30 protein-coding genes are annotated in these 22,996 nt (G+C 45.1%); 16 read left to right on the top strand and 14 right to left on the bottom strand.

Features of this window, described 5'->3' with window-relative positions:
- Positions 1 to 101 precede the first annotated feature (101 nt).
- Complete coding sequence (locus FOT42_RS11045; protein ID WP_151890629.1) at positions 102 to 485, bottom strand: hypothetical protein; 384 nt, start codon at positions 483 to 485, stop codon at positions 102 to 104.
- A 258-nt stretch (positions 486 to 743) separates the two neighbouring features.
- On the opposite strand from FOT42_RS11045, the gene FOT42_RS11040 reads away from it, so the two are divergent.
- The 10 genes from FOT42_RS11040 (at position 744) to FOT42_RS10995 (ending at position 5,849) form a co-directional block, all read left to right on the top strand.
- Entirely contained in the window at positions 744 to 1,130 is a 387-nt protein-coding gene (locus tag FOT42_RS11040) for a VOC family protein (RefSeq protein ID WP_151890628.1), read from the top strand.
- Positions 1,131 to 1,132: 2 nt separating this feature from the next.
- Positions 1,133 to 1,669: a DinB family protein gene (locus tag FOT42_RS11035; protein WP_151890627.1), complete on the top strand. Its 537-nt coding sequence runs from the start codon at positions 1,133 to 1,135 to the stop codon at positions 1,667 to 1,669.
- Between the two features lie 220 nt (positions 1,670 to 1,889).
- A complete protein-coding gene (locus FOT42_RS11030) occupies positions 1,890 to 2,423 on the top strand; it encodes a DUF2975 domain-containing protein (protein WP_151890626.1) in 534 nt (177 codons plus the stop codon).
- 3 nt (positions 2,424 to 2,426) lie between these two features.
- A complete protein-coding gene (locus FOT42_RS11025) occupies positions 2,427 to 2,633 on the top strand; it encodes a helix-turn-helix domain-containing protein (protein ID WP_151890625.1) in 207 nt (68 codons plus the stop codon).
- Between the two features lie 190 nt (positions 2,634 to 2,823).
- Positions 2,824 to 3,255: an EthD family reductase gene (locus FOT42_RS11020; protein WP_151890624.1), complete on the top strand. Its 432-nt coding sequence runs from the start codon at positions 2,824 to 2,826 to the stop codon at positions 3,253 to 3,255.
- A gap of 154 nt (positions 3,256 to 3,409) precedes the next feature.
- Entirely contained in the window at positions 3,410 to 3,736 is a 327-nt protein-coding gene (locus FOT42_RS11015) for a DMT family transporter (protein WP_151890623.1), read from the top strand.
- Positions 3,737 to 3,755: 19 nt separating this feature from the next.
- On the top strand, positions 3,756 to 4,151 hold the full coding sequence (locus FOT42_RS11010; protein ID WP_151890622.1) for a DUF1801 domain-containing protein: 396 nt from the start codon (positions 3,756 to 3,758) through the stop codon (positions 4,149 to 4,151).
- 26 nt (positions 4,152 to 4,177) lie between these two features.
- On the top strand, positions 4,178 to 4,543 hold the full coding sequence (locus tag FOT42_RS11005; RefSeq protein WP_151890621.1) for a DUF2200 domain-containing protein: 366 nt from the start codon (positions 4,178 to 4,180) through the stop codon (positions 4,541 to 4,543).
- A 93-nt stretch (positions 4,544 to 4,636) separates the two neighbouring features.
- Entirely contained in the window at positions 4,637 to 5,227 is a 591-nt protein-coding gene (locus FOT42_RS11000) for a PepSY domain-containing protein (protein WP_151890620.1), read from the top strand.
- A 40-nt stretch (positions 5,228 to 5,267) separates the two neighbouring features.
- Complete coding sequence (locus FOT42_RS10995; protein WP_151890619.1) at positions 5,268 to 5,849, top strand: TMEM175 family protein; 582 nt, start codon at positions 5,268 to 5,270, stop codon at positions 5,847 to 5,849.
- Between the two features lie 8 nt (positions 5,850 to 5,857).
- Here the strand turns inward: FOT42_RS10995 and FOT42_RS10990 are convergent, their stop codons facing one another.
- Together FOT42_RS10990 and FOT42_RS10985 are read right to left on the bottom strand one after the other, a co-directional pair.
- The gene (locus tag FOT42_RS10990) at positions 5,858 to 7,255 is read right to left on the bottom strand and encodes a M20/M25/M40 family metallo-hydrolase (protein WP_151890618.1); all 1,398 of its coding nucleotides are present in this window, start codon (positions 7,253 to 7,255) and stop codon (positions 5,858 to 5,860) included.
- A complete protein-coding gene (locus tag FOT42_RS10985; protein WP_151890617.1) occupies positions 7,252 to 8,136 on the bottom strand; it encodes a PPK2 family polyphosphate kinase in 885 nt (294 codons plus the stop codon). The genes FOT42_RS10990 and FOT42_RS10985 overlap by 4 nt, the downstream gene beginning before the upstream one ends.
- 176 nt (positions 8,137 to 8,312) lie before the next feature.
- On the opposite strand from FOT42_RS10985, the gene FOT42_RS10980 reads away from it, so the two are divergent.
- The gene (locus FOT42_RS10980) at positions 8,313 to 9,020 is read left to right on the top strand and encodes a hypothetical protein (protein ID WP_151890616.1); all 708 of its coding nucleotides are present in this window, start codon (positions 8,313 to 8,315) and stop codon (positions 9,018 to 9,020) included.
- 5 nt (positions 9,021 to 9,025) lie between these two features.
- Here FOT42_RS10980 and FOT42_RS10975 read toward each other — a convergent pair whose 3' ends face one another.
- The 10 genes from FOT42_RS10975 to FOT42_RS10930 form a co-directional block, all read right to left on the bottom strand.
- Positions 9,026 to 10,189, bottom strand: a complete 1,164-nt coding sequence (locus FOT42_RS10975; RefSeq protein ID WP_151890615.1) for a sigma-54-dependent transcriptional regulator — start codon at positions 10,187 to 10,189, stop codon at positions 9,026 to 9,028.
- An 11-nt stretch (positions 10,190 to 10,200) separates the two neighbouring features.
- Complete coding sequence (locus FOT42_RS10970; protein WP_226789865.1) at positions 10,201 to 11,058, bottom strand: DUF6268 family outer membrane beta-barrel protein; 858 nt, start codon at positions 11,056 to 11,058, stop codon at positions 10,201 to 10,203.
- A gap of 51 nt (positions 11,059 to 11,109) precedes the next feature.
- Complete coding sequence (locus FOT42_RS10965) at positions 11,110 to 11,988, bottom strand: mechanosensitive ion channel family protein (protein ID WP_151890613.1); 879 nt, start codon at positions 11,986 to 11,988, stop codon at positions 11,110 to 11,112.
- Positions 11,989 to 11,994: 6 nt separating this feature from the next.
- Positions 11,995 to 13,335 carry an ABC transporter permease gene (locus FOT42_RS10960; RefSeq protein ID WP_151890612.1) on the bottom strand — a complete coding sequence of 447 codons (1,341 nt, stop codon included), beginning with the start codon at positions 13,333 to 13,335 and terminating at the stop codon, positions 11,995 to 11,997.
- Positions 13,325 to 14,263, bottom strand: coding sequence for an ABC transporter ATP-binding protein (locus tag FOT42_RS10955; RefSeq protein WP_151890611.1), 939 nt, complete (start codon positions 14,261 to 14,263; stop codon positions 13,325 to 13,327). The genes FOT42_RS10960 and FOT42_RS10955 overlap by 11 nt, the downstream gene beginning before the upstream one ends.
- Positions 14,264 to 14,445: 182 nt before the next feature.
- Positions 14,446 to 15,564, bottom strand: a complete 1,119-nt coding sequence (dnaJ, locus tag FOT42_RS10950) for a molecular chaperone DnaJ (RefSeq protein WP_151890610.1) — start codon at positions 15,562 to 15,564, stop codon at positions 14,446 to 14,448.
- A gap of 6 nt (positions 15,565 to 15,570) precedes the next feature.
- Complete coding sequence (locus tag FOT42_RS10945; protein ID WP_151890609.1) at positions 15,571 to 16,146, bottom strand: nucleotide exchange factor GrpE; 576 nt, start codon at positions 16,144 to 16,146, stop codon at positions 15,571 to 15,573.
- Positions 16,147 to 16,282: 136 nt separating this feature from the next.
- On the bottom strand, positions 16,283 to 17,245 hold the full coding sequence (locus FOT42_RS10940) for a TIGR01777 family oxidoreductase (RefSeq protein WP_151890608.1): 963 nt from the start codon (positions 17,243 to 17,245) through the stop codon (positions 16,283 to 16,285).
- Positions 17,246 to 17,381: 136 nt separating this feature from the next.
- Complete coding sequence (gene mnmC2, locus FOT42_RS10935) at positions 17,382 to 18,044, bottom strand: tRNA (5-methylaminomethyl-2-thiouridine)(34)-methyltransferase MnmC2 (RefSeq protein ID WP_151890607.1); 663 nt, start codon at positions 18,042 to 18,044, stop codon at positions 17,382 to 17,384.
- Between the two features lie 2 nt (positions 18,045 to 18,046).
- Positions 18,047 to 18,517 (bottom strand): DUF4920 domain-containing protein, encoded by a 471-nt coding sequence (locus FOT42_RS10930; RefSeq protein WP_151890606.1) that lies wholly within the window; start codon positions 18,515 to 18,517, stop codon positions 18,047 to 18,049.
- 106 nt (positions 18,518 to 18,623) lie between these two features.
- Here FOT42_RS10930 and FOT42_RS10925 point away from each other — a divergent pair, with 106 nt between their 5' ends.
- Positions 18,624 to 19,691 (top strand): branched-chain amino acid aminotransferase, encoded by a 1,068-nt coding sequence (locus tag FOT42_RS10925; RefSeq protein WP_192938374.1) that lies wholly within the window; start codon positions 18,624 to 18,626, stop codon positions 19,689 to 19,691.
- 28 nt (positions 19,692 to 19,719) lie between these two features.
- On the opposite strand, the gene FOT42_RS10920 is transcribed toward FOT42_RS10925, so the two are convergent.
- Positions 19,720 to 20,106 carry a pyrophosphohydrolase domain-containing protein gene (locus FOT42_RS10920; protein ID WP_151890605.1) on the bottom strand — a complete coding sequence of 129 codons (387 nt, stop codon included), beginning with the start codon at positions 20,104 to 20,106 and terminating at the stop codon, positions 19,720 to 19,722.
- Positions 20,107 to 20,145: 39 nt separating this feature from the next.
- Here FOT42_RS10920 and FOT42_RS18325 point away from each other — a divergent pair, with 39 nt between their 5' ends.
- The 4 genes from FOT42_RS18325 to FOT42_RS10895 all read left to right on the top strand — a co-directional run bounded on the left by FOT42_RS18325 (position 20,146) and on the right by FOT42_RS10895 (position 22,950).
- Complete coding sequence (locus FOT42_RS18325) at positions 20,146 to 20,334, top strand: hypothetical protein (protein WP_151890604.1); 189 nt, start codon at positions 20,146 to 20,148, stop codon at positions 20,332 to 20,334.
- Between the two features lie 317 nt (positions 20,335 to 20,651).
- Positions 20,652 to 21,026, top strand: coding sequence for a fluoride efflux transporter CrcB (gene crcB, locus FOT42_RS10905; protein ID WP_151890602.1), 375 nt, complete (start codon positions 20,652 to 20,654; stop codon positions 21,024 to 21,026).
- 269 nt (positions 21,027 to 21,295) lie between these two features.
- The gene (locus tag FOT42_RS10900; protein ID WP_072877242.1) at positions 21,296 to 21,634 is read left to right on the top strand and encodes a P-II family nitrogen regulator; all 339 of its coding nucleotides are present in this window, start codon (positions 21,296 to 21,298) and stop codon (positions 21,632 to 21,634) included.
- A 32-nt stretch (positions 21,635 to 21,666) separates the two neighbouring features.
- On the top strand, positions 21,667 to 22,950 hold the full coding sequence (locus FOT42_RS10895; RefSeq protein WP_151890601.1) for an ammonium transporter: 1,284 nt from the start codon (positions 21,667 to 21,669) through the stop codon (positions 22,948 to 22,950).
- Positions 22,951 to 22,996 lie beyond the last annotated feature (46 nt).

Genomic DNA, 22,996 nt, shown 5'->3' with positions numbered 1-22,996 from the left:
TACTTGACAAGCTGCTTTTTCATAGATGCTATACTATAGTGCTCCCTTTCGGTTGCACTATGAATATACCCACCGTTGTACCTCATAGCTAAAAAACTCAACTAGTTCTGAATTTGATAGATAATATACGGACAAATTGTAATCCAGATTAAAACTAAAACCCAAACTCGACCTTGAAATAAATTGTAATCATTCAAAAGTTTTTCCCAAGAATGACCAGCAATATAATGACCAAATAAGAACTCGAAAGTGATTGTAAGGACGAGCCACAACAAACCGATGATTATTGCCTGATCAGCTGATGTAGGAATCCACTGTTTAAACAATATCCAAACATAAATACCAAACAGTACGATCATAGAAGCGGTAGACATCTGATGGGCTTGAAGTTCATTTAAGCGAATCGTTAAGATTTTCTCACGAAATAGTCCGTTAGCAATTGCAATAAAGATCATCGGAAACCATGCCAATATATATTTCCACATTTGTTCGGATATTTTATTAAATTTTAGACTTGATTCGTAATAATTAAAGATATTCCAATTATTGCAAAAAAATTAGGGCTTTTGTCATTACCAAGCACTACACCGTGTATAGCACGTTGGGATTGAATTGCTTACGCCTGTTTCACACTTTGTGCCCGTATCATTGCAATTTGCCTTCTTTCGGTTATGGTGAAAATCACGCATCGAGCCATATCCGTATGGCGTTGTGCAACAATCGAATAACATAACCAGACAAAAATGAAAACATATAAACCTGACCATTACAATTCCCTTTCTCCTTATTTGATCGTGGACAATGCCCAAAAATTGGTGGACTTTCTGACGGTAACTTTTGACGCCAAAATTTTAAGGCGCTTTGATCATGGGAACGGAAAAATTGCCCATATCGAATTGCAAATAGACGACAGCGTACTCATGATCAGTGACAGCACTGAAAACTATCGTGCCAACACCTCAATGTTGCATGTCTATGTGTCCGATGTTTTCAAAACGTTCCTCAGGGCTGTTGAAAATGGTGCTGAGATCATAGAAAAGCCCAGCAATAAGCCCGGTGATCCAGACACAAGGGGTTCCTTCTATGACTTTGCAGGGAACTATTGGTCCGTAAGCACACAAATGATTTGAAAATGAAGCATATACTGGTTCCAATCTTGCTGTTCCTTTTATTTGTCCCCGTTGTTTCCGCACAGCAAAATGACGTTGTACAAGAATATTTGGAGCGGTTGGAAAATTCAAGGAAGTATCTGGTCTTGGTCGCGGAAACGATGCCAGAAGACAAGTACGGTTTCAAGGCCACACCGGAATCCATGAGCTTTGCGGAACACTTGATGCACATTGGTTGGGCCATGGATTGGCACAGTCAGTCCCTAATGGGCGGACGTGAGGCCAGGGACTGGAATACCGATACAGAGCTAAAAGTGGACAAAAAGTCCAAAAAAGAGATGATAGATACCATCGACCGGACATTTAACAAAACCATGGAATTCATTTCCAGCTTTGACATCAAAAGACTGGATGAACGATTGGATTATTTTGGTGCGGACCGGACAAAAAGGCAAATTTTACTTCTACTCGCCGACCACATTACCCATCATAGGGCGCAAATGCTTGTCTATCTGCGCCTGAATGGACTACAACCCCCAAGGTATGTGCTGTACCAATGATCCATCAGGAATCTATCAAAATCAATACAAAATCAAAAAGTTAAATAAGGACACCCACAATGAAGACAACATGTTTACCAGTAGGCCTTTTGATTAGGGCAACCATAAGTTTTTCCTGATCAGGTCTATTCTATTTTAATCATTAAAAATAAAATATTTATCATTTATCAATAAATATTTATCTATATTTGAACATTCAAACAATTAGTGTCATCAACATATGAAAACAAAAAATTTGGTGTTCAAGGGTATGAAAATCATTTCTTGGATCATCTTTATTGGCTTGTCCATAGAAGCCGGGGCCTTGGTGGTGAACTTCATCTTTAGCCTGTTCAGACCGGAAGCTGTACAAAATCTCTATCAAAAGTTGGACATGAGCGACGTATACCAAAGTAGTAAACTCACTTTTGTGGGGATGTATGGGTTCATCCTGACCATCGCAATATTGAAGGCAGTGATGTTCTACATTGTGATTGTGCTGGCCACCAAAATTGATCTGGCAAAACCGTTCAACCATTTTGTTTCCAAACAGATCTATAAGATCTGTTACTACACGTTCTCCATCGGGCTGTTGAGTTTCATTGCACAAGGGGTTACCAAACAATTGGAACATGATGGTTTTGCCATGGACAGGTTGAACCAATTTTGGCCCGATGGTGAGGCATTCATCCTGATGGCCGCCGTGATCTATATCATCGCCATCATTTTTGAAAAAGGAGTGGAATATCAAGAGGAACTGGAAGAAACCGTATAGACCATGGCAATTATCGTAAACCTAGACGTAATGATGGCAAGACGTAAAATGTCGCTCAACGAACTCTCCGAAGCCGTGGACATCACCTTGGCCAACCTTTCCAAGCTCAAAACAGGCAAGGTAAGGGCCATCAGGTTCAGTACACTCGAGGCCATCTGTGAAGTCTTGGACTGCCAACCCGGGGACCTGTTGGAATTTTCCAAGGATTAAAGCTCGAACAGGCTGACAATCCATAAGTTACTTTGTTTTTTTCTGAGCAAAAATGTACCAAAATCGAAAAAAGTGAGTGCTTTTTGACTAATTTCATGCCATATGAAGTCCAACGGAAGCATCATAAAAATATGATCGGCTTTTGAGCTCAATCAAAAACAACCCGTAAAACAACTACAATCAATTCAAAATGACGAACAAGATCAAATTTTTCCTGCCCATTCTTGGCCTAATGGCCCTAATCGGCTGCAAAACGGCCCAACTTGGAAGCCCATCTATCCAAACGGGGCTGTTCAAAGTGACCATACTGTACCCAAATGGGGAAGGCTCAACCTTTGACATGGACTATTATGAAACGAAACATATGCCCATGGTGGCCGGTTTTTTGGGCGACAACCTAAAATTCTACGAAATCGACAAGGGCATTTCCGGCAGAACACCCAATGACAAGCCACCCTATGCAGCCGTGGGTTACTTCTACATCAACAACATTGAGGAGTACGGCAAGGCCATCGCCGAGAACCGGGATGCCGTGATCAATGACTTTAAAAATTACACCAACATCCAGCCCGTAGTGCAGATAAGCGAGATCAGGCAGGTGGTGCACCCTGCGAAAAATTGAATGCTGGGCAGGTAAATCGATAAAGCAAAAAGCCCCGAACATTAGGCAATTCATCTACAACCAAAATTTTGAAGCTGCCCATAGCCATATATCTTATATTTATATAAGATTGGATAATAAATGTCCTTATACCACTAAAGAAAAGATGTAAAAAATGAACTGGATACTATTGACCATTGCTGGATTGTTTGAGGTTGCCTTTGCCTTCTGTCTGGGCAAAGCAAAGGAAAACACGGGGAATGAAATGTACTTATGGTATGCGGGCTTTCTAGTGACCCTCTGCCTCAGCATGGCACTGCTGATCAAAGCGACCCAGACCCTTCCCATTGGTACAGCATATGCCGTATGGACAGGAATCGGGGCCGTGGGCACGGTGCTCGTGGGAATTTTGGTGTTCAAGGAACCGACCACTTTTTTAAGGCTCTTTTTTTTGACTACCTTGATTGCATCAATAGTGGGACTGAAGGTAGTGTCCCATTGAACCGATAACTTTTGCACCTATGACAAATCCGGAAATCCAAGCATACAATGATGGGCAAGAAACCATGGACAAGGAAATCTGCAATGTCCTTGCCATCACCATCGACAACGGATTGCCAGATTCCGAAAGCAAAATATGGCACGGACACCCCGTCTGGTTCTTGGACGAAAACCCCATAGTGGGCTATAGCAAACAAAAAAAGGGACTACGCCTGATGTTCTGGAGCGGTGCCAGTTTTGAAGAAGAAAAACTGGACGTTAGAGGCGAAAAATTCAAGGATGCCTCCATTTTTTATACCTCAGTGGAACAGATCGACACCGTAGAGCTTGCCCGTTGGTTGGAAAAATCAAAAGAGATCCAATGGGACTACAAGAACATCGTGAAAAGAAAAGGACAACTGGAAAGATTGAAATAATTGGGACCTAACCTCTATTCCAAGATATGAAAACAACACCCGAACATGACCAACGGATTGCAAAAATGACATTTGCCGCTGTATATCCGCACTATGTCACCAAAGTGGAGAAAAAGGACCGAACAAAGGAAGAACTGCACCAAGTGATTGAATGGTTGACCGGTTTTGACGGCAACAAACTCCAAGAACTCATTACCCGTAAAGCAACCTTTGAAACGTTCTTCAAAGAAGCAAAGCTGAACCCGAATGCCCACCTCATCACAGGAACCATCTGTGGCTACCGGATAGAGGAAATCGAAAACCCATTGACCCAACAAGTAAGGTATTTGGACAAGCTGGTGGACGAATTGGCCAAAGGCCGCAAGATGGAAAAAATCCTTCGAAGCGTCTAAATCCCTTTGGCGTTGGCTCTTACAATGGTTGTTCAGCTGCTTTAGCCTTTCACAAATTTTGTCGATCTTTAGCGGATTGTTCGCATAAACCCCATATACCGGATGGACAAAAGAAAAGCACAGGCCAAGACATTGCGGGTCTTCAGAAAAGTACACAGAACCACCGGTGCATTGTTGTTTGTCTTTTTCTTTTTCATTTCCGTTTCTGGACTCATTTTGGGCTGGAAGAAAAATTCCAATGGCAAATTGCTCCCCAAAACGCAACAAGGCACGACATCCAATCTAAAGGACTGGCTTCCGGTTGATAGCCTCCATACCATCGCCATCGGCGTGCTGCACAACAACGTATCCCCTGGCCTATCACCAGAACTGGACCGAATCGACATCCGAAAGGAAAAAGGTTCCGTCAAATTTGTTTTTGTGGACCACTATACGGAAATACAGTTGGATGGTGCCACAGGAAAGGTGCTTTCCATCGGACAAAGACGATCGGATTTTTTGGAAAAAGTGCACGACGGCTCCATCCTGGACCGACATCTTGGGACCGATGGGGTCATAAAACTGGTCTATACCAGCGTGATGGGCATTTCGTTGCTGCTTTTCACCATCACAGGTTTCTGGTTATGGCACGGTCCCAAAAGAATGAGAAAAACAGCAAAAAGAAGTGTGCAGGTCATGAGCTGACCCATATCAAATTATAAAACACGAACCAAAATTTATTGTTATGACCAAAGGAAGAATGGAAGCGTTCAGCGATGGTGTCCTTGCCATCATCATCACTATTATGGTATTGGAAATCAAAGTGCCCCATGACGGGGAAGGTTTTGAGGCCCTGGTCCCCTTGTTGCCCGTTTTTTTGAGCTATGTGCTCAGTTTCATTTATCTGGGCATCTATTGGAACAACCACCACCATATGATGCATACCGTGAAAAAAATCTCCGGAAAAATGCTTTGGGCCAACCTTCATCTCCTATTCTGGCTTTCCTTGATCCCCTTTGTGACCGGTTGGATGGGGGAAAACCATTTTGCCCAAGAACCCATGGCACTGTACGGGCTGATCTTGCTGATGGCGGCCATCTCCTATTTTATGCTCCAAAACATCATCATAAAATCACAGGGACATGATTCCATCTTGAAACATGCCGTAGGAAAGGACATCAAAGGTAAAATATCTCCAGTGCTATATATCATTGGAATAGGTCTGGCCTGGGTCAGCCCTTGGGCATCCGGGCTCATGTATGTGCTGGTAGCCCTAATGTGGCTCATTCCCGACAAAAGAATAGAAAAGATGTTGCAGAGGGAATGATTTTAGGTTTATCCCTTTACTTTTTTTGAGGGAAGGGTTCCATACTTGTCAATAAGATAGACCAGACTGGCCATGGTGGCCGCCCCTAGCTCCAGTTCCCGCTTGTTCACGTGCTCAAAAGTGTCGTTCTCGGCATGGTGGTGGTCAAAATAGCGTTGGGTGTCCGGTTTAAGACCCACCAAGACCATGTTATCGTCTTTCAGGGGACCAATATCCGCTCCCCCTCCTCCTTTATCGAATATGTGGATCAAATAAGGTTCAAAAAGTTCTTTCCATCCTTGGATCTGTTTCAGATTTTCCTCGGAAGCATCTATGGTGAATCCCCTGGGCGTGAAACCTCCAGCATCGCTTTCCAAAGCAAATACGTGGTTTTCACCTTTGTCCTTGGCCACTTCCGCATATTTGTTGCCACCCCGCAACCCATTTTCCTCATTCATGAACAGCACCACTCGCAAAGTTCTTTTGGGTCTATACCCTGTTTCTTTCAACAACCGGAGTACATCCATGCTCTGCACACAGCCGGCACCATCATCATGTGAGCCGTCCCCCAGGTCCCAAGAGTCCAAATGGCCTCCCACGACCATGATCTCATTGGGATAGGTACTTCCCTTGATCTCACCGATCACATTATAGGACTGCACATCTTCATATTGCTTGCAGTTCTGTCTGAAATAAAATTTGATGTTCGGGTTGAGCTTGAGCGTGCCGCTCAACAGTTCTGCCCCTTTGGTACTGATGGCCGCGGCCGGTATTCTTTTGTTGACGGGCATATCTCCATACCCCATGGAACCTGTATGTGGGTAATCGTCCAACCGAAGGTTCATGGACCTGACAATGACACCCAATGCGCCATATTTTGCCGCTTCGGCAGCACCCGAATAGCGTTGGTCCACACAGCCGGAATAGGATGCGAACGTATTGATCAAGGTAGGGTCCATCGGACGATTATAAAAAACGATCTTGCCTTCTATCTTTTCCTTGCCCAGTTTCTCCAGGTCCTCAATGCCATTGACCTCAACGACGCTTGCCTTTAGACCACCATCTGGGGTGGCCACAGATCCACCCAGGGCACATATGGGTACATTGGTGGTCAGTCCGGGTTTGGTCTCAAAATAGGCAAATTCCGGGGTCCCCCTCATCCATTTGGGCACCATTACAGGCTGGAGCCATACACGATCCAAACCGAGTAAGTCCAGTTGATCCTTGGTATATTCCACAGCCTGTTGTGCTTGGACCGATCCTGAGAGCCTTCCTCCTATCTGATTGGACAAATGGTCGAGCCAATCATAGGCCTTTCCATCGGTCAATGCCTTGTCATAGATCGCCTTGATCTGCTTTTCGTCTTCAGTCTGTGAAAAAAAGGGGGTACTTGCCAACAAAAGGGCCAAAAGTAGAATGGTTCTCATTTGGTTTCTTTTTCCAATTCTTGCTTAAAGGTTTCTAAATTAGCCTTTATTTCGTCGTCGAGCTCGGGTTCCTCTATATCTTTGTACTTTTTTAACGCTTCCAGCATGATGGATGCCACGATTACCCGTGCGGTTTCTTTGTTGTCCGCAGGGATGATATACCAAGGGGCATGATCCGTAGAGGTTTTGGAAAGTGCTTCTTCATAGCATTGTTGATAGGCATCCCACAGCTTGCGTTCCTTAAGGTCTCCCGGGGAAAATTTCCAGTTTTTTTGTTTCAATTCGATCCTACGCAACAATCGCTGGCGTTGCTCTTCCTTGGAAAGATGCAGGAAGAACTTGAAAATAATGGTCCCATTTTTGGCCACATGTTCTTCAAAGGCATTGATTTCTTGATACCTTTTTTCCCAAAAGGCCTCATCAATGTCCGCAACAGATTCAATATCCGGCAGGTTTTCGCCCAAAATATATTCTGGGTGTACTTTGGTGACCAATACGTTCTCATAATGGGTCCTATTGAAAACGGCAAATTTTCCCCGCTCGGGAAGGGCGATATAGTGCCGCCAGAGATAGTCATGTTTCAGTTCGAGGGAAGTGGGTACCTTAAAACTATGGACCACCACCCCCCTCACATTGAAATCCTTGAAAACCTCCCTGATCAGGCTATCCTTGCCCGCCGTGTCCATTCCCTGCAAGCAGACCAACACCCCATACTTACCATGGGCATATAACGTGTCCTGAAATTCTCCGAGGTCCTTTCGGATATCTTCCAATTCCTTTTTGAGCTTCTTTTCCGATGCCCCAAAATCTTCGTAAGTGTCCTCTTTATCAAGCTGGAGATGTGATTTGACGAGATACTTTTCTGTTCTGATTTTTTCCATAGGAATGAATATAATCTTTTTTCCCCACTCCTTCGATCTTCCAAAAAGCGTCTTTCACCGATGGTTTTTGCCATTGGTAGTTTTTGGTCTCTTTTTATCGATCTTATTCTTCGCCAAAACACCCTTATCTTAACTTAGTGATCATCAAAAGCGCACTGTCCCAAATCTATCGCGTTATGAAAACCAAAAAGATTATCTTGCTGATTACCTTTGCATTGGGCCTTATCACCTTGTGGCTAATGTCTTCGTTTGCTGCCCCTAATGCCTGTGCCTATGCCAATTCGAACTTGGAATACATCAAGAGTAAAATACAGGCGGCCGTGACGGCCAATGACTTAAAAATGGCGAAGTACCATGCCTATAAAGCCTTGAACGGTATAGAAAAAACCAAGACAAACTTTGTGGACTGTGGTTGTGAGGGCACCATTGAAAGCTTGGAAAAAACCCTATCCCTTCTCAAGGCCGCAACGAGGTCCGATCTTTTGGAGGATTCCAAACAGGCCTTGCACAAGGCATTGGAGAACACCATCATAGGCCTCAAGGTCCTTAAGGCCTTTGAACATGAATCGTCCAGTCCGTATGGCAATGATTTTCTCTCCATGAACACCAAGGAATTCCTCGATGCACCCAACTGGTTGGCCTCTCCCCATAGCGGTACCGTAAAGGAGCAGGTACACGAGTGTCTTCTTGAATTCGAAACATCTTTGGGGAAAGTGGTCAGCGATGTGGATTGTGCCGAAGCAAAAAGGTTTGTGACAAACATCCACGAAGAATCCCGATTGATCCTGCTCAACACAGGCCTTTCCGAATATAAGAAACAGTACCACCAAAGGGTGAAAGTACTGTCCCAAGCGGCTCTTCAAAAAATTGGCGACTGTAAATAAGGTGGTTATTTGCTGGCAAAGAGTTTCACGTCCTCTTCGGACACTTCCTTTCCACCGAGGATGATCAACCGCTCCACCACATTGCGGAGCTCGCGGACATTTCCTGTCCAATCATAGCTTTTGAGCAGTTCCAAGGCTTTTTTGGAAAAATTCTTTTGGGCTGTTCCCTGTTCTGAGGCTATTTTCTCTGCAAAATAGTCGATCAATAGTGGAATATCGTCCCTTCTATCGTTCAAGGAGGGAACTTTGATCAATATGACCGCCAATCGGTGGTAAAGATCTTCCCGGAACCGGCCTTCCTCTATTTCCTTCTTCAGGTCTTTGTTGGTAGCTGCAAGCACACGCACATCCACTTTGATGTCCTTGTCCGAGCCCACCCTCGATATTTTGTTCTCTTGCAGTGCGCGCAATACTTTGGCCTGCGCGGACAGGCTCATATCCCCTATCTCATCCAAGAAAATGGTGCCCTTGTTGGCCGTTTCAAACTTGCCTGCCCTGTCCTTGACCGCAGAGGTGAACGCCCCTTTGACATGACCAAAAAGCTCACTTTCAATCAATTCCGATGGTATGGCAGCGCAGTTGACTTCTATGAACGGTGCGGAGGATCGTTGGCTCTTTTGGTGCAGCCAATGTGCCACCAGCTCTTTTCCTGTACCGTTGGACCCCGTGATCAAAACCCTGGCATCGGTGGGGGCCACTTTTTCTATCATATCCTTGATGGTACCGATTTCCTTGCTCTCACCCACCATTTCGTAGTTCTTGGAGACTTTCTTTTTCAGGATCGTGTTTTCCACCACCAGTTCCTTTCGGTCCAGGGCATTGCGGACGGTGGTAAGCAAACGGTTTAGGTCCGGTGGTTTGGAGATATAGTCGAAGGCGCCCATCCGCATGGTATTGACCGCTGTATCGAGGTCACCGTGTCCAGAAATCATGATGAAGGGAACTTCGGGTTTTATTTTTTTGGCGGCCTCCAAGACTTCCACGCCGTCCATTTTTGGCATTTTGATGTCACAGAGGACCAAATCGAAGTCTTCCTTTTTGATGATTTCTATCCCTGACAGCCCATCTTCGGCCTCTTGGACTTCATAGTCATCGTTCTCTTCGGCCAATATCTTGACCAATACCCTTCTGATTGCAGACTCGTCTTCTATCACCAAAATCCTTGACATATTTTTCCTTTTTAAAAAATTCCAATCTTTACCCCTGTTCTAATATAAAAATTTGAATCGTCATTGAACAAAAATACCTCGCCACGTTCCCTGTTCCTCAACTTCCCTTCTTGAAACAGGGTACTCCCTGCCAGGGCAAAAAAAGAAATGTTCTCCGTAAGATTGTACTGATAGCCAAGGGTCCCCACCAAAGAGTTGAAAGAGATCCTCGATGCCACCAGTCCATTGTCCAAAACGATATTTCGCTGTAGGTTCATAAAATAGCCATCCAAGAACAGTGCCAATTCCAAACTGTGTTTTTTATCCACATGGTATTTTATATTGGATTTAGGAACGCCCATCACATAGGACCAATCGGGGTGGAACCTCCTATAATAATGGATCAATGGCAAGGGAACAGGTATACCGGTTGTACTGTTATAGGTAAGCCCCAATACGATTCGAAAGGGTTTATCCGCATTGGGTTTCTCCTTCCAAAATGCTGCGGAGGCATTCATGAAAAGATCGTCCCTGACCACCCCATCCAATAAATTGGATGCCACTCTTGGGGTCAAAATACCGACCAGGTTCCAATTCTCGTTCCATTTTTTGACAAGGCCCACATTAAAATCAATGATATGGAAGCGAATCATTTCTTTTTTATCAAAAGGAAGGTCGGCCGAGTATCCCATATCAAAACGGTTATACTCGCCCCCAATGACCAGGTACTCCTTTTTCTCGTTCAGTTTGATGGGGAAATTGATCAAGCCTTTGTATCGTTGTGTCTTTACCCCTGTATCGTTTACGGGAATATTGAGGTACTCCAACCTGAAGATATCCGTGTTCTGTGCCCTGGCCTGATGTCCAAGAACTATTGCAAAAAAGACCAACAGCCCTGTTTTTGCAATTTGATGTTTTTTATTTTTTATGTCGCTTTCTTTTTATTGGATGATATGAACATCCCTTTGTGGGAATGGAATGCTTATGTTGTTCTCTTTAAACCTGGCATTGATCTTATAGCGCATTTCGCTTTTGATCCTTGGGTCCCTGAAACTGTCGTTGGTAAAAAAATGGACGGAAAACAGCAATGCGGAATCGCCAAAATCGTCAAACAATACAAATGGCTTTGGGTTTTTCAGGATCTGTTTCTGCTCCATGGCCACTTGCTCCAAAATCTTGGTCACCAACTGCACGTCACTTCCGTAGGCAACGCCCACGCTCACCTTTTCCCGTGTGGTCCTGTGGTTCTGCGTATAGTTATAGACAATGTCGCTGATGAATTTGTGGTTGGGCAAAATGAGGACCTTATCGTCCCGTGTGATGGCCCTTGTGGTACGCAACTTGATCTCGAACACCTTTCCTACCTTGCCATCCACCTCCACAATGTCACCTACTTGCAACGACTTGTCTATGATGATGAAAACGCCTCCGAGAATATCCTTGAACAAATCCTGCAGTGCCAGTCCCAGACCCACAAAGAGTACCGCCGATGCCGTGATCACCAACGTAATGTCAACCCCGGCCACACTGAGTGTAACGAACACGGCGATCAAATAGACCAAATAGTTGATAAACTTGAAGATGCTGGTGAACTTTTGTTTGTCCTCCTGCTCCATCTTTCGGGTGATCAAGTGCCGGAGCCATTTCATGATGAATTTGGCCACGATAATGGCCAAGGTCAAAAGCAATAGCAACCCTATCGTCAAGTTGATGGATTTTTCACCCTCACCTATATGGATGCCCAGGTTGAGGAACTCCTTGATGGACCCCCAAATATCCTCTTCGAGGATTTCCTTTATTTCTTCTGCGCCGTCTTGCATATTACCTTAATATCTCAACCACTTGATCAACTCTTTGTAGGTGGGCTTTTTGCCGTACATCAAAATACCGACCCTATAAATCTTGGCCGCCAGTGATACGATACCCAAAAAAGTAACGATCAATAGGGAAATGGACAACAATAATTGCCACAAAGGTACACCACCTTGCCCAATCCCTCCCGGCAGCCGCATGAGCATCACAATGGGCGATGTGAGCGGAAACAGGGAAAAGGCCACTGCAATGGGGCCGTTCGGGTTGCTGAACACCGAAAAGAAGCCCACATAAATACCCAACATCAAGGGCATTATGATCGGGAATATAAACTGTTGCGTATCCGTTTCATTGTCCACAGCAGCCCCGATCGCTGCATAAATGGAACTGTAGATCAGATAGCCCAATACAAAATAAATAAAAAAGGATACGATCAACAATCCCCATGGAATGTCGAACACTTCCTTGGCATACATCATCATTTCGCTGTCCATGGAGGCAAATTGGGACATTCCGCCCATGGTTTCCGAGGGCAGTGGGGCATCGCCTGTCATGGCACCGAGATCCAGTCCCAACAAGAGCACGGCAAGCATCAACAGTATCGAAGCTGAAATGATCCAAATGGTAAACTGGGTGATCCCGGCCAATGAGGTACCGATGATCTTGCCCAACATCAATTGGAACGGTTTCACGGAAGATATGATCACTTCGATGATCCTGCTCGTTTTTTCCTCTATCACGCTCCGCATCACAAACCCTCCGTATATGATAATGAACATCATGATGGCATAGCCAAAACCTCCCCCTATGAACGCCTTGATCTCGTTGATGCCCTTTAGGCTCTTCTCGCCCTCAAAAGTGGAGAGGTTCAGCCCGAAGGGTTTTTCCACTTCAGAAAACTGATCAGAAGAAACCCCCAATTTCCCCAAACGGTCCTGTCGCAACTGTTTCTGGAAAATGCCTTCCAGTTGTTGGGTAACGCTGGTATTGGGGTTATCCTTGGTGTACAGACGCGCTTGGCGGGCCACATTCTCGATGCTGTTCCCTTTGGGAATATGGAGCAATCCATAATAGCCCATGGAAGCCGTGGAATCCTTTGCCTGCTCCACAGAAATCTGGTCCAGATATACATAGGAAATATTCCTGGACGAAATGAACCCTTCATCAAAATAGCTGCTCTCGTTCAGGACCGTCACCACCCTTACCTCATCATCATTGATTTTGGCCAGATAGGCGATCAACACGATCATCCCCACGATCAGCAGGGGACTCAGAATGGTCATTACAATAAAGGAACGATTCCTCACCTTTGCCAGATACTCCCGTTTGATGATCAGCCCCAGTTTACTTCCCATTGTCCTTGCTGTTTACGGTTTGTATAAATATGTCGCTTGCCGATGGAATGGTCTCTTCAAACCGGTTCACGTTCGCCACTTTGGATAGTTCCGCCAATATTTCCGAGGTATGTGCAGAGGGCAATTGTACCTTGAAATCCAATTGCTTTTCGTTGGGGTCGATGTGGGACGAGACGATATTGAACTTTTCGCCCAATGTCCGGATCAGCGCCTCCCCGTCCTGTTGTGTCTGCAGCCCAACGTTGAAGATATTGTTCTTATAAGCTTTCTTGATATCGGATAGTTTACCGTCCAGGATCTTTTCCGACTTATGGATCAGGGCAATGTACTCACAGAGCTCCTCCACGGATTCCATACGGTGTGTGGAGAAGATGATGGATGCCCCTTTTTTCTTCAGTTCGATGATCTCATCTTTGATGATGTTCGCATTGATGGGATCAAAACCACTGAAGGGCTCATCAAAAATGAGCAACTTGGGTTCGTGAAGTACCGTCACAATGAACTGTACTTTCTGGGCCATTCCCTTGGAGAGTTCCTGTATCTTTTTGTTCCACCAATCGCCTATGTCCAAACGATCGAACCAATACTTGAGCCGTTTCTTGGCCTCGCTCTTGGACAGTCCCTTGAGTTGCGCCAGATACAGGGCCTGTTCCCCCACCTTCATGCTCTTGTACAGTCCCCGCTCTTCGGGCAAATAGCCGATAAGGGCGATGTGCTCGGGTGCCAAAGGTGTGCCATTGAAGAAAACTTCACCCGTATCCTGATGGGTGATCTGGTTGATGATGCGTATGAATGAGGTCTTCCCTGCTCCATTGGGACCCAAAAGTCCATAGATGCAGTTCTCGGGAATTTCAAGTGAAATGTTGCTCAACGCCTTGTGGTTTCCATAGGATTTGGAGACGTTTTTGGCAACAAGGATGTGATCCATGTAAACTATTTTTTCAAAGATATGTATTTGCCCAATAACGGCATGCCCCTAAAAAACAAAACCCACCCTCAAATGAATTCAAGGATGGGAAAAAAATTGCTATGAAAAAGAAAATTAGATATTGGTCACCCAACATCAGTTCCAAATATACGTTTTTTATTTAAACAGCAATATTTTTCTTCTTAAGAGAACATATCTTTTACCTTTTCAAAGAAAGATTTATCGCTTTTTTCGGGTTTTGGTGCAAAATTCTCATCGTTCTGCATCCGTTCAAAAAACTCTTTTTGCTCCTTGTTCAGCTCCTTTGGGGTCCAGACGTTTACGTGCACCAACAGGTCCCCGCTACCATATCCGTTGATACTGGAAATCCCTTTGCCCCTGAGCCTCAATATCTTTCCAGACTGTATGCCCGGCTCCAATTTGATGCGGACCTTTCCTCCCACGGAATCAATTTCCTTGGAGCTTCCCAATACGGCCTCTGGAATACTGATGTAGAGATCATAGTGCAGGTTGTCGCCCTCTCTTTTGAGGGTATCGTGCTCAACGGTCTCGATGGCGACCAACAGGTCCCCGGCGATTCCGTTCCCGGGCGCGTCATTGCCCTTGCCGGACACTTTCAACTGCATGCCATCTTCCACACCTGGTGGTATTTTGATGGAAACGGTCTCTTCCTCCACTTTCAGCCCTTGCGCATCTGCCCCGGCAGGCCGCTTATCTATGGTCTGCCCAGAACCCCCGCAGGTACTACACGTGGTGGCCGTCTGCATCCTTCCCAAAATGGTATTGGTGATCTTGGTGATCTGTCCTGTTCCGTTACAAGTGTGACAAGTCTTATAGGTCACGCCATCGGCCTGTATTTTTCTCCTTACCTTGATTTTCTTCTCCACACCATTGGCCACTTCTTCCAAGGTCAGTTTTACCCGGATGCGAAGGTTGCTCCCCTTCATCCGTCGCTGTCCGCCGCCACCGAAACCTCCAAAACCGCTGAATCCTCCCCCAAAGGCACTTCCAAAAATATCGCCAAATTGGCTGAAGATATCATCCATGTTCATGCCTCCGCCACCAAAACCGGAACTTCCATCGAACGCGGCGTGTCCAAATTGGTCATATCTGGCACGTTTGTCAGGGTCGCTCAGCACTTCGTAGGCCTCGGCCGCTTTCTTGAACATTTCCTCGGCCTTGGCATCCCCTGGGTTCTTGTCCGGGTGGAACTCAATTGCCTTTTTGCGATAGGCCTTTTTGATTTCCGCTGCGGACGCTCCTTTGGAGACCCCTAATATTTCATAAAAATCCTCCTTCATACCACTTTAGTTTCCAACCACTACTTTAGGGTGCCTGATGATGCGGTCTCCCAGTTTGAATCCTTTTTCGACCACGTCCAAAATCTTGCCCTTCAATTTTTTGTCGGGTGCCGGAATCTGGGTGATGGCATCGTGCACTTCGGCATCAAAAGCATCCCCCTGTTTGACCTCTATTTGTTCCAATCCCTTGTTTTTCAAGGTTTCATTGAACTTATTGTTGATGAGCTCCACACCCTTGTACATTTCCTTGTCCTCAGATTTGGAGAGTTCTTTCAAAGCACGGTCAAAATCGTCCAAAATGGGCAACAGGGACACTATGACTTCTTGTCCGGCCGTCTTGAACAGGTCCATGCGTTCCTTGGAGGTCCTTTTCTTAAAATTCTCAAACTCGGCAAAAAGTCTCAGGAATTTGTCCTTCTCCTTGGCCAATTCTTCCCGCAATTGGTCCTCCACGGAAATTTCCCCATCCATATTCTCCTCTTGTTCCACATCCCTATTTTCACCGTTCAGCTCAGTACTTTCAGAGGTTTGTTCCTTTTTTGGTCCTTCCTCCATTTCCTCAACCTTACTCTTGTTGCTCATATATGTGTTTGTTTTATTTCCTTTTCTGAAACGGCAAAAGTACTGCCATTTGTCCAAAAATGTCAAAATGTCACTACAAAACACAAAAAAATCCGCCTTTGCGGATTCCTTTTTGCTTTCTGATGGGCCAACTATGCTATACGATTTCCTTTTCTGCGGTTTCCGCAGCCGGAACAGCAATTTCTTTTTCCGTGGAATACAGGTTTTCCAAAGCTGTACAGATATTGCAATATTGGAAAGCGAAGCCTGCCTTCTCGATTTTTTTGCTGCTTACACGTTGACTGTCCAAAAGGAGCTGTGACATTTTTCCCAAAGCCATTTTTAGCACCAATTTGGGCACATGGGGAAGCCATAATGGCCTATCCAAGACCCTCGCCAGTTCCTTGGTCATTTTGATGTTGGTGACCGGGTTTGGTGCAACCGCGTTGAATGTCCCTTTCAGGTTGTTCTCCACAATGAAAATGAACAGTTGTGCCAGATCCTCGATATGGACCCATGATTGCCACTGGTCGCCACTGCCCAATGGTGCGCCCACAAAGTTCTTGACCGGAATCGCCATTTTGGGCAATGCGCCTCCTTCGGTGGAAAGAACCACTCCTATCCTCACTTTTGACACAACAGCCCCCAACGATTTGAAAGTATCTGCTTCGGCTTCCCATTTCTGGACGACATTGCCCAGAAAGCCATTTGCCAATGCAGTTTCGTGCTCATCATAGAACTTGGAAAGCGAATCCGGATAGATACCTATGGCCGAGGCTGACACAAGGCATTCCACCTCCGAGGCCCCTACTTGTTCCAAGCCCTTTCTCAAGGTCCTTAGACTGTCCATTCTGCTGGAAAGTACTCTTTTCTTATGTTTCGGGGTCCATCGTTTGGCAATGCTTGTCCCTGCCAGGTTTATAATGGCCTGGACCTGATCAAAGCAGGCAAGGTCTATTTCTCCTTTGGAGGGATTCCAATAAAAACCCTGAAAATCTTCGGAGGAAGAAATCTTGTCCCTACTCGTGGTCAAATAATTTACGGGGATTCCCTTAGAATGCAGCACCTTGACAATGGCCTGCCCCACTAATCCCGTAGCGCCTGTTATCAACACCTTCATACCATCATTTTCATACAAATTTAATGGTTTAAGTGGCTGTTTCTGAGACGTTAATTTAGGTTTAACACAAATGCCCAAACTTTAGAATATTTTATGACAGTCCCTACCTTCCTTATTAACAGAAGATTGGCAAATGTCAGTTTTTGATGGCTCGGAGCATCTCCCTTTTTCCAGGTGGCCCGGGCAATCGTTCCACGGCAAAACCGACAGCCTGCATGGCCCGCCTGACACTGCCCTTGGCCGCATAGGTGACCAATATGCCCTGGTGTTGCAGCGCATCGTACATCTTGGAGAAAATTTCCTCGGTCCACAGTTCCGGCTGCACCCTGGCTCCAAATGCATCAAAATAAATGAGGTTGAACAGATTTTTGTCGCCAACTTTGAGAAAATCCTTTTTCTGCTTGGTCAAAACAAAGCCATCTGTAATGGGAAATGGTTCTTCCCAAGGGGTTTCGTGCATTTTTTGGAACTCCGCTTGTTTATCCGCACAGTCCAATTGTGCACAATAGCCCAATTCCGCCACTTCATCCATAGAAACAGGGAATGCCTCAATACCCACATAGTCGATTCCCAAGTTCAGTTTGGGAGCCTCCAATAAGGTAATTAGCGCATTGAGCCCTGTACCAAAACCAATTTCCAAAAGGTTGATGTTCCGGTTGGCTAACAACCGAAGTCCGTGGGTTATGAACACGTGGTAGGCTTCCTGCACCGCACCGTGTTTGGAATGGTACTGCTCGTCCCAATCCTCTATCTGGATGGTCTTGGAACCATCTGCGGTGCGGATGATCTTTCGCTTCAAGATCAGTTGCCTATGAGCACCCCATCCGCCTCAAAACGAAGGGTCTTTTTGGGCGCGGTGATCTGGGCCAACTCATCTTCGGAGGCACCTTCATCCTCCGCGTAGTGTTTTTGGTCCTCTACGGACATTTCTTCCAAAAAGGCCGCCCCGTTCATCACTACTTTTTTACCTGCCGCATCTTTCGGCACAAAGAAACCGTAGTCCTTGAAACGTACGAACACTTCATCTTCGGAGTCCAATTTCACCTTCATCCAGCATCCCTTGGCTTGGCAAACTTCGGTGACCTCCCCCATCATTTGGGTCTGCAAAGTATCGGTGGCCACAAGTCCTTCATAAGGGGCCGATGTTTTGTCCACTTTGTTGGAAACCTTGAATTCCTCACCAAAATAATCCCCTTTTATGGTTTCCTGCTTGCAAGAGACTTGGCACAAAACCACTAACAATACGGCAGCAAAAGTGTTAAAAAGCTTCATTTTCAATAACGTTTAAAAATTTGTAGATCAAGTATAAAAAATCGATTTGTAAAACATTCAAAACTAACAATAAATAGCTAATTTTAACATTGAAAATGTAAGTGACATGGAAACAATGGTTAATAACATAGCTATAGAAAAGGCCAAGACCTCCAAAATCAAGGATGTCGATTTTGACAATCTTTCGTTTGGAAGCGTATATACCGACCACATGTTGGTGTGTGATTATAAGAACGGGGAATGGAGTGCCCCCAAAATAGTACCCTATCAACCCATTACTTTAGACCCCTCCGCAAAGATTTTCCATTATGGGCAATCCATCTTTGAAGGCATGAAGGCTTACAAGGACGAAGATGAAAAAGTATGGCTTTTCCGTCCGTTGGAAAATTTCAAAAGGTTGAACAAATCCGCAAAGCGATTGGCCATTCCCGAGCTTCCCGAAGCCCATTTCATGGAAGGGTTGATGGCCCTTGTCCATCTGGAAAGTGACTGGATTCCCAAAAATCCGGGCAGTTCCTTATATATAAGGCCTTTTGTTTTTGCCTCGGGCAAAGGTTTCCACGCCTCTCCCGCTGGCGAATATAAGTTCATCATCGCCTGCGCCCCATCCGGAGCCTATTTTTCAGGCAAGGTGAAGGTGCTGATCGAGCAGACCTATTCGCGCGCTGCCAATGGTGGTGTGGGCTATGCCAAGGCCGGTGGAAACTATGCCGGGCAGTTCTATCCGACCCAACTGGCCGCCGAGAAAGGGTACCAACAGGTCATCTGGACAGACGACAACACCCATGAATTCATAGAGGAGGCTGGCGCCATGAACGTATTTGTACGGATCAATGATACGTTGCTCACAGCACCCACCAACGATCGTATCTTGGACGGTATCACCCGAAAAAGTATATTGGACATTGCGAAGGACGAAGGCATCAAAACCGAAGTCCGAAAGGTTTCTGTCCACGAATTGGTGGAAGCAGCAAAAAATGGATCGCTCAAGGAAATGTTCGGAGCGGGCACCGCAGCCGTGGTATCCCCCATATCAGCCTTTGGCTATGAGGGTGTGGACTACGACCTTCCTGAACTGGCCGACAGCTACGCCTCTCGCCTCAAAAAACGGATCACCGACATTCAATACAATCGGGCCGAAGATAAATTTGGATGGCGCCACGAGGTCATCTAACAAAAAAGGCACCGAAAAGGTGCCTTTTTTATTTGTCCATTATGGTCTTGATATCCGGTTTGAAATAGTTGGGGCCCTTTAGCACTTTACCATCTTCACGGTAGATTGGCTTGCCATCCGCTCCCAGTTTGCTCATGTTGCTTTTCTGGATTTCCTCAAAAACTTCCTCGATTTTGTACTGCATGCCATGCTCCAAAATGGTTCCGCAGAGAATGTACAGCATATCCCCCAAGGCATCGGCAACCTCCACTAGGTCACCCTCATTGGCCGCTTCCAAATATTCTTTGTTCTCTTCGTCCATGAGATTGAACCTAAGTAGATTTTTTTCTTCCCCCAAGTTCGCCTTGGGTTCTTGGGAAACCCCCAATCCAAATGAATTGTGGAAAAGTTCCACGGCCTTGATTTTACTTTTCATTACCCTTGATTTGGTTTAGATTTGCACAAAAATAAAAATATGTTCAGCACGGGACAGCTCATTTTTGCCGCATTTTTCTTCATTGCTTTTGTCATTATCATTATTCTCTCCTATAAAAAGGACAAAAAACTGCATAAAAAGAACTATAAAGGTGTTGTACAAATCTTACTTTCATTTATAACCTTCATAATAATCCTCTTCTTGATCAAGCACTTTCTCAAAAATTAACATCAAAATTGCCTTCACCACAAAAATACCCTCTTACACAACTTAAAGTAGGGTTTGGAACGTATTTCATAGGAAAACACGTACTTTTGTTTAACATTAATTTAGCATCGACAAATGACCTCATTCCTCAGTATCCTATTCGTTTTGCTTGCTATTAATGCAATTCTGTTGATTTTTAGTGTCAATGGATCTGGCAAAAGGCTAAACAAACCGAACCTCAAACTTTCAGAAGGCCACATCACCAAACTCTTCCCCCGAGGCGATACTTCTTCTGATACCGAGTACAAAGAAGCTGTTTAATTTATACCTTTAGGGGTATGAAACAGGCTTTTCTTGTTTTTTTAGGAGGTGGACTGGGAAGCGTTCTTCGCTATCTCATCTCCAAACCTCTCAACCCGCTTTTTCAAAATTTTTTTCTGGGCACCTTTTTGGTCAACATGATCGGTTGCTTACTGATTGGTTTTGTTCTTGGCATCACCGCCAAAGGCAATCTTCTCTCTTCCAATGGCGCCCTCTTCTTGGCGACCGGCTTCTGCGGAGGCTTTACCACCTTTTCGGCCTTCGCTTTTGAAAAGCATCATTTATTGCGCAATGGTGAACTCCTCAACTTTGCCCTATATATGCTGTCCAGTGTAGGCGTGGGCATCCTGGCCGTCGTTTTAGGGCTTTGGCTGGCCAAGCTTATCTCCTAGTTACAAATTTCATTTTTTCAGTTAAAAAACGTTAAAAACTCAACAATTGTCATCATAAACCAACTTTATGCTTGACAAAATTCATTTGTTTAAGATAATTGTTAAGAAAAAACAAACAAATAAATAATTTTATGTAATCTATAATTGAATACCCCTAAAAATTTAGGGGTATTTTTTTTATAACAATAAAAATTTTCAGTTATACCCATAATTTTTGATGGTCTCGTATTGATTAACATATATTTGGCGAATCAATTAACTACTTCATTATGAAAAAAGTCGAGGCAATTATTAGAAAATCCAAATTTGACGAAGTGAAGAAAGCACTTCATCAAATTGAGGTCAACTTCTTTAGTTACTGGGATGTAACGGGGGTTGGAAATGAAAAACAAGGACATGTATATCGCGGTATTTCCTATAGTACCAGTGATATACAGAGAAGGTATTTGGTTATCGTTGTGTCCGATGATTTCCTGGAACGGACCATCAATGTCCTTTTGGACACGGCCAGCACAGGAAACGTCGGTGATGGAAAAATCTTCGTCTCGGATATGATCGAGGCCTACAGGATCAGGACCAAGGAAAGTGGCAGCGCCGGGATCAATTAAAACACAACCAAATTAACACAAAAACTTAGATTATGATTGTACAAGAACAAGAAGCGATAGATAAAGCCATCGAGGCCATCACTGGCGATATGGGCGCGCTGTGGATCACCATTGCGGCCATTCTGGTATTTTTTATGCAAGCAGGGTTCACCTTGTTGGAAATCGGGTTCACGCGAAGCAAGAACTCCGGTAACATCATCATGAAGAACATCATGGACCTTGCGATAGGTTCCATCATGTTCTGGGCCTTAGGTTATGGTATTATGTACGGAAGCGACCTGGTGGGTGGTGGTTTTTTCAGGACCAGCCCTTCCGATCAAGGCTATTTCTTTTTTAGCGCATCGGATTGGTACAACCTGTTCTTTCAGACCGTGTTCTGCGCCACTGCGGCAACCATTGTTTCCGGAGCCATTGCAGAAAGGACCAAGTTTTCTACCTATCTTATCTTTTCGGCCGTACTTACCACATTGATCTACCCTATTTCCGGTAGCTGGTACTGGCCTTTCGATGACGATGCCTGGTTGAACACCGCTGGATTCATCGATTTTGCAGGTTCATCGGTGGTACACGCCGTTGGTGGTGCCGCTGCTTTGGTGGCCGCTATTCTGGTAGGTCCAAGGATCGGCAAATACGTGGATGGAAAGGCACAGGCCATACCTGGCCACAACATGGCGTTTGGGGCACTTGGTGTCCTTATCCTTTGGTTGGGATGGTTCGGGTTCAACGGAGGTTCCCAATTGGCATGGGGTGGCGATGACACCATTGCGGCCGGAAGCGTGATCATCAACACCAACATTGCTGCTGCCATTGGCGCCATAGCAGCTTTGTTCTTCACTTGGGCCAGATATAAAAAAGCTGATATTTCCATGACCTTGAACGGTGCATTGGCCGGATTGGTAGGTATTACCGCCGGATGCGGTGCAGTGAACGCATGGGGAGCCCTTGCCATCGGTCTTATTTGTGGTATCGTGGTGGTATTGTCCATTGAGTTCATCGATAAAAAATTGAAGATAGACGACCCAGTTGGTGCCATTTCCGTTCACGGAGTATGTGGCTTCTTGGGAACTGTCCTTATCGGTTTCTTTGCTTTGGATGGTGGAATTTTGTACGGCGGAAGTGCAAAATTGCTATGGGTACAGACCTATGGTTCTTTGGCCTACATCCTTTGGGCCGCACTGGCATCTTTCATAGTTCTTTTCATCTTGAAGAAAACCATTGGATTGCGTGTATCCGAAGAGGAGGAAGTTGACGGATTGGATCTTCACGAACATGGTGTGGAGGCTTATCCCGAGCACATTTCGTCACAAAACAATTAAACTCACAGACAAGAAAGGAAACGGAGCGTTTGGCAGAACGCTCCGT

This window comes from Flagellimonas hadalis, from assembly GCF_007785775.2.
Taxonomy (GTDB): domain Bacteria; phylum Bacteroidota; class Bacteroidia; order Flavobacteriales; family Flavobacteriaceae; genus Flagellimonas; species Flagellimonas hadalis.
Note: the sequence above shows the minus strand (reverse complement) of the source record. Positions and strands in the feature narration are given on the sequence as shown.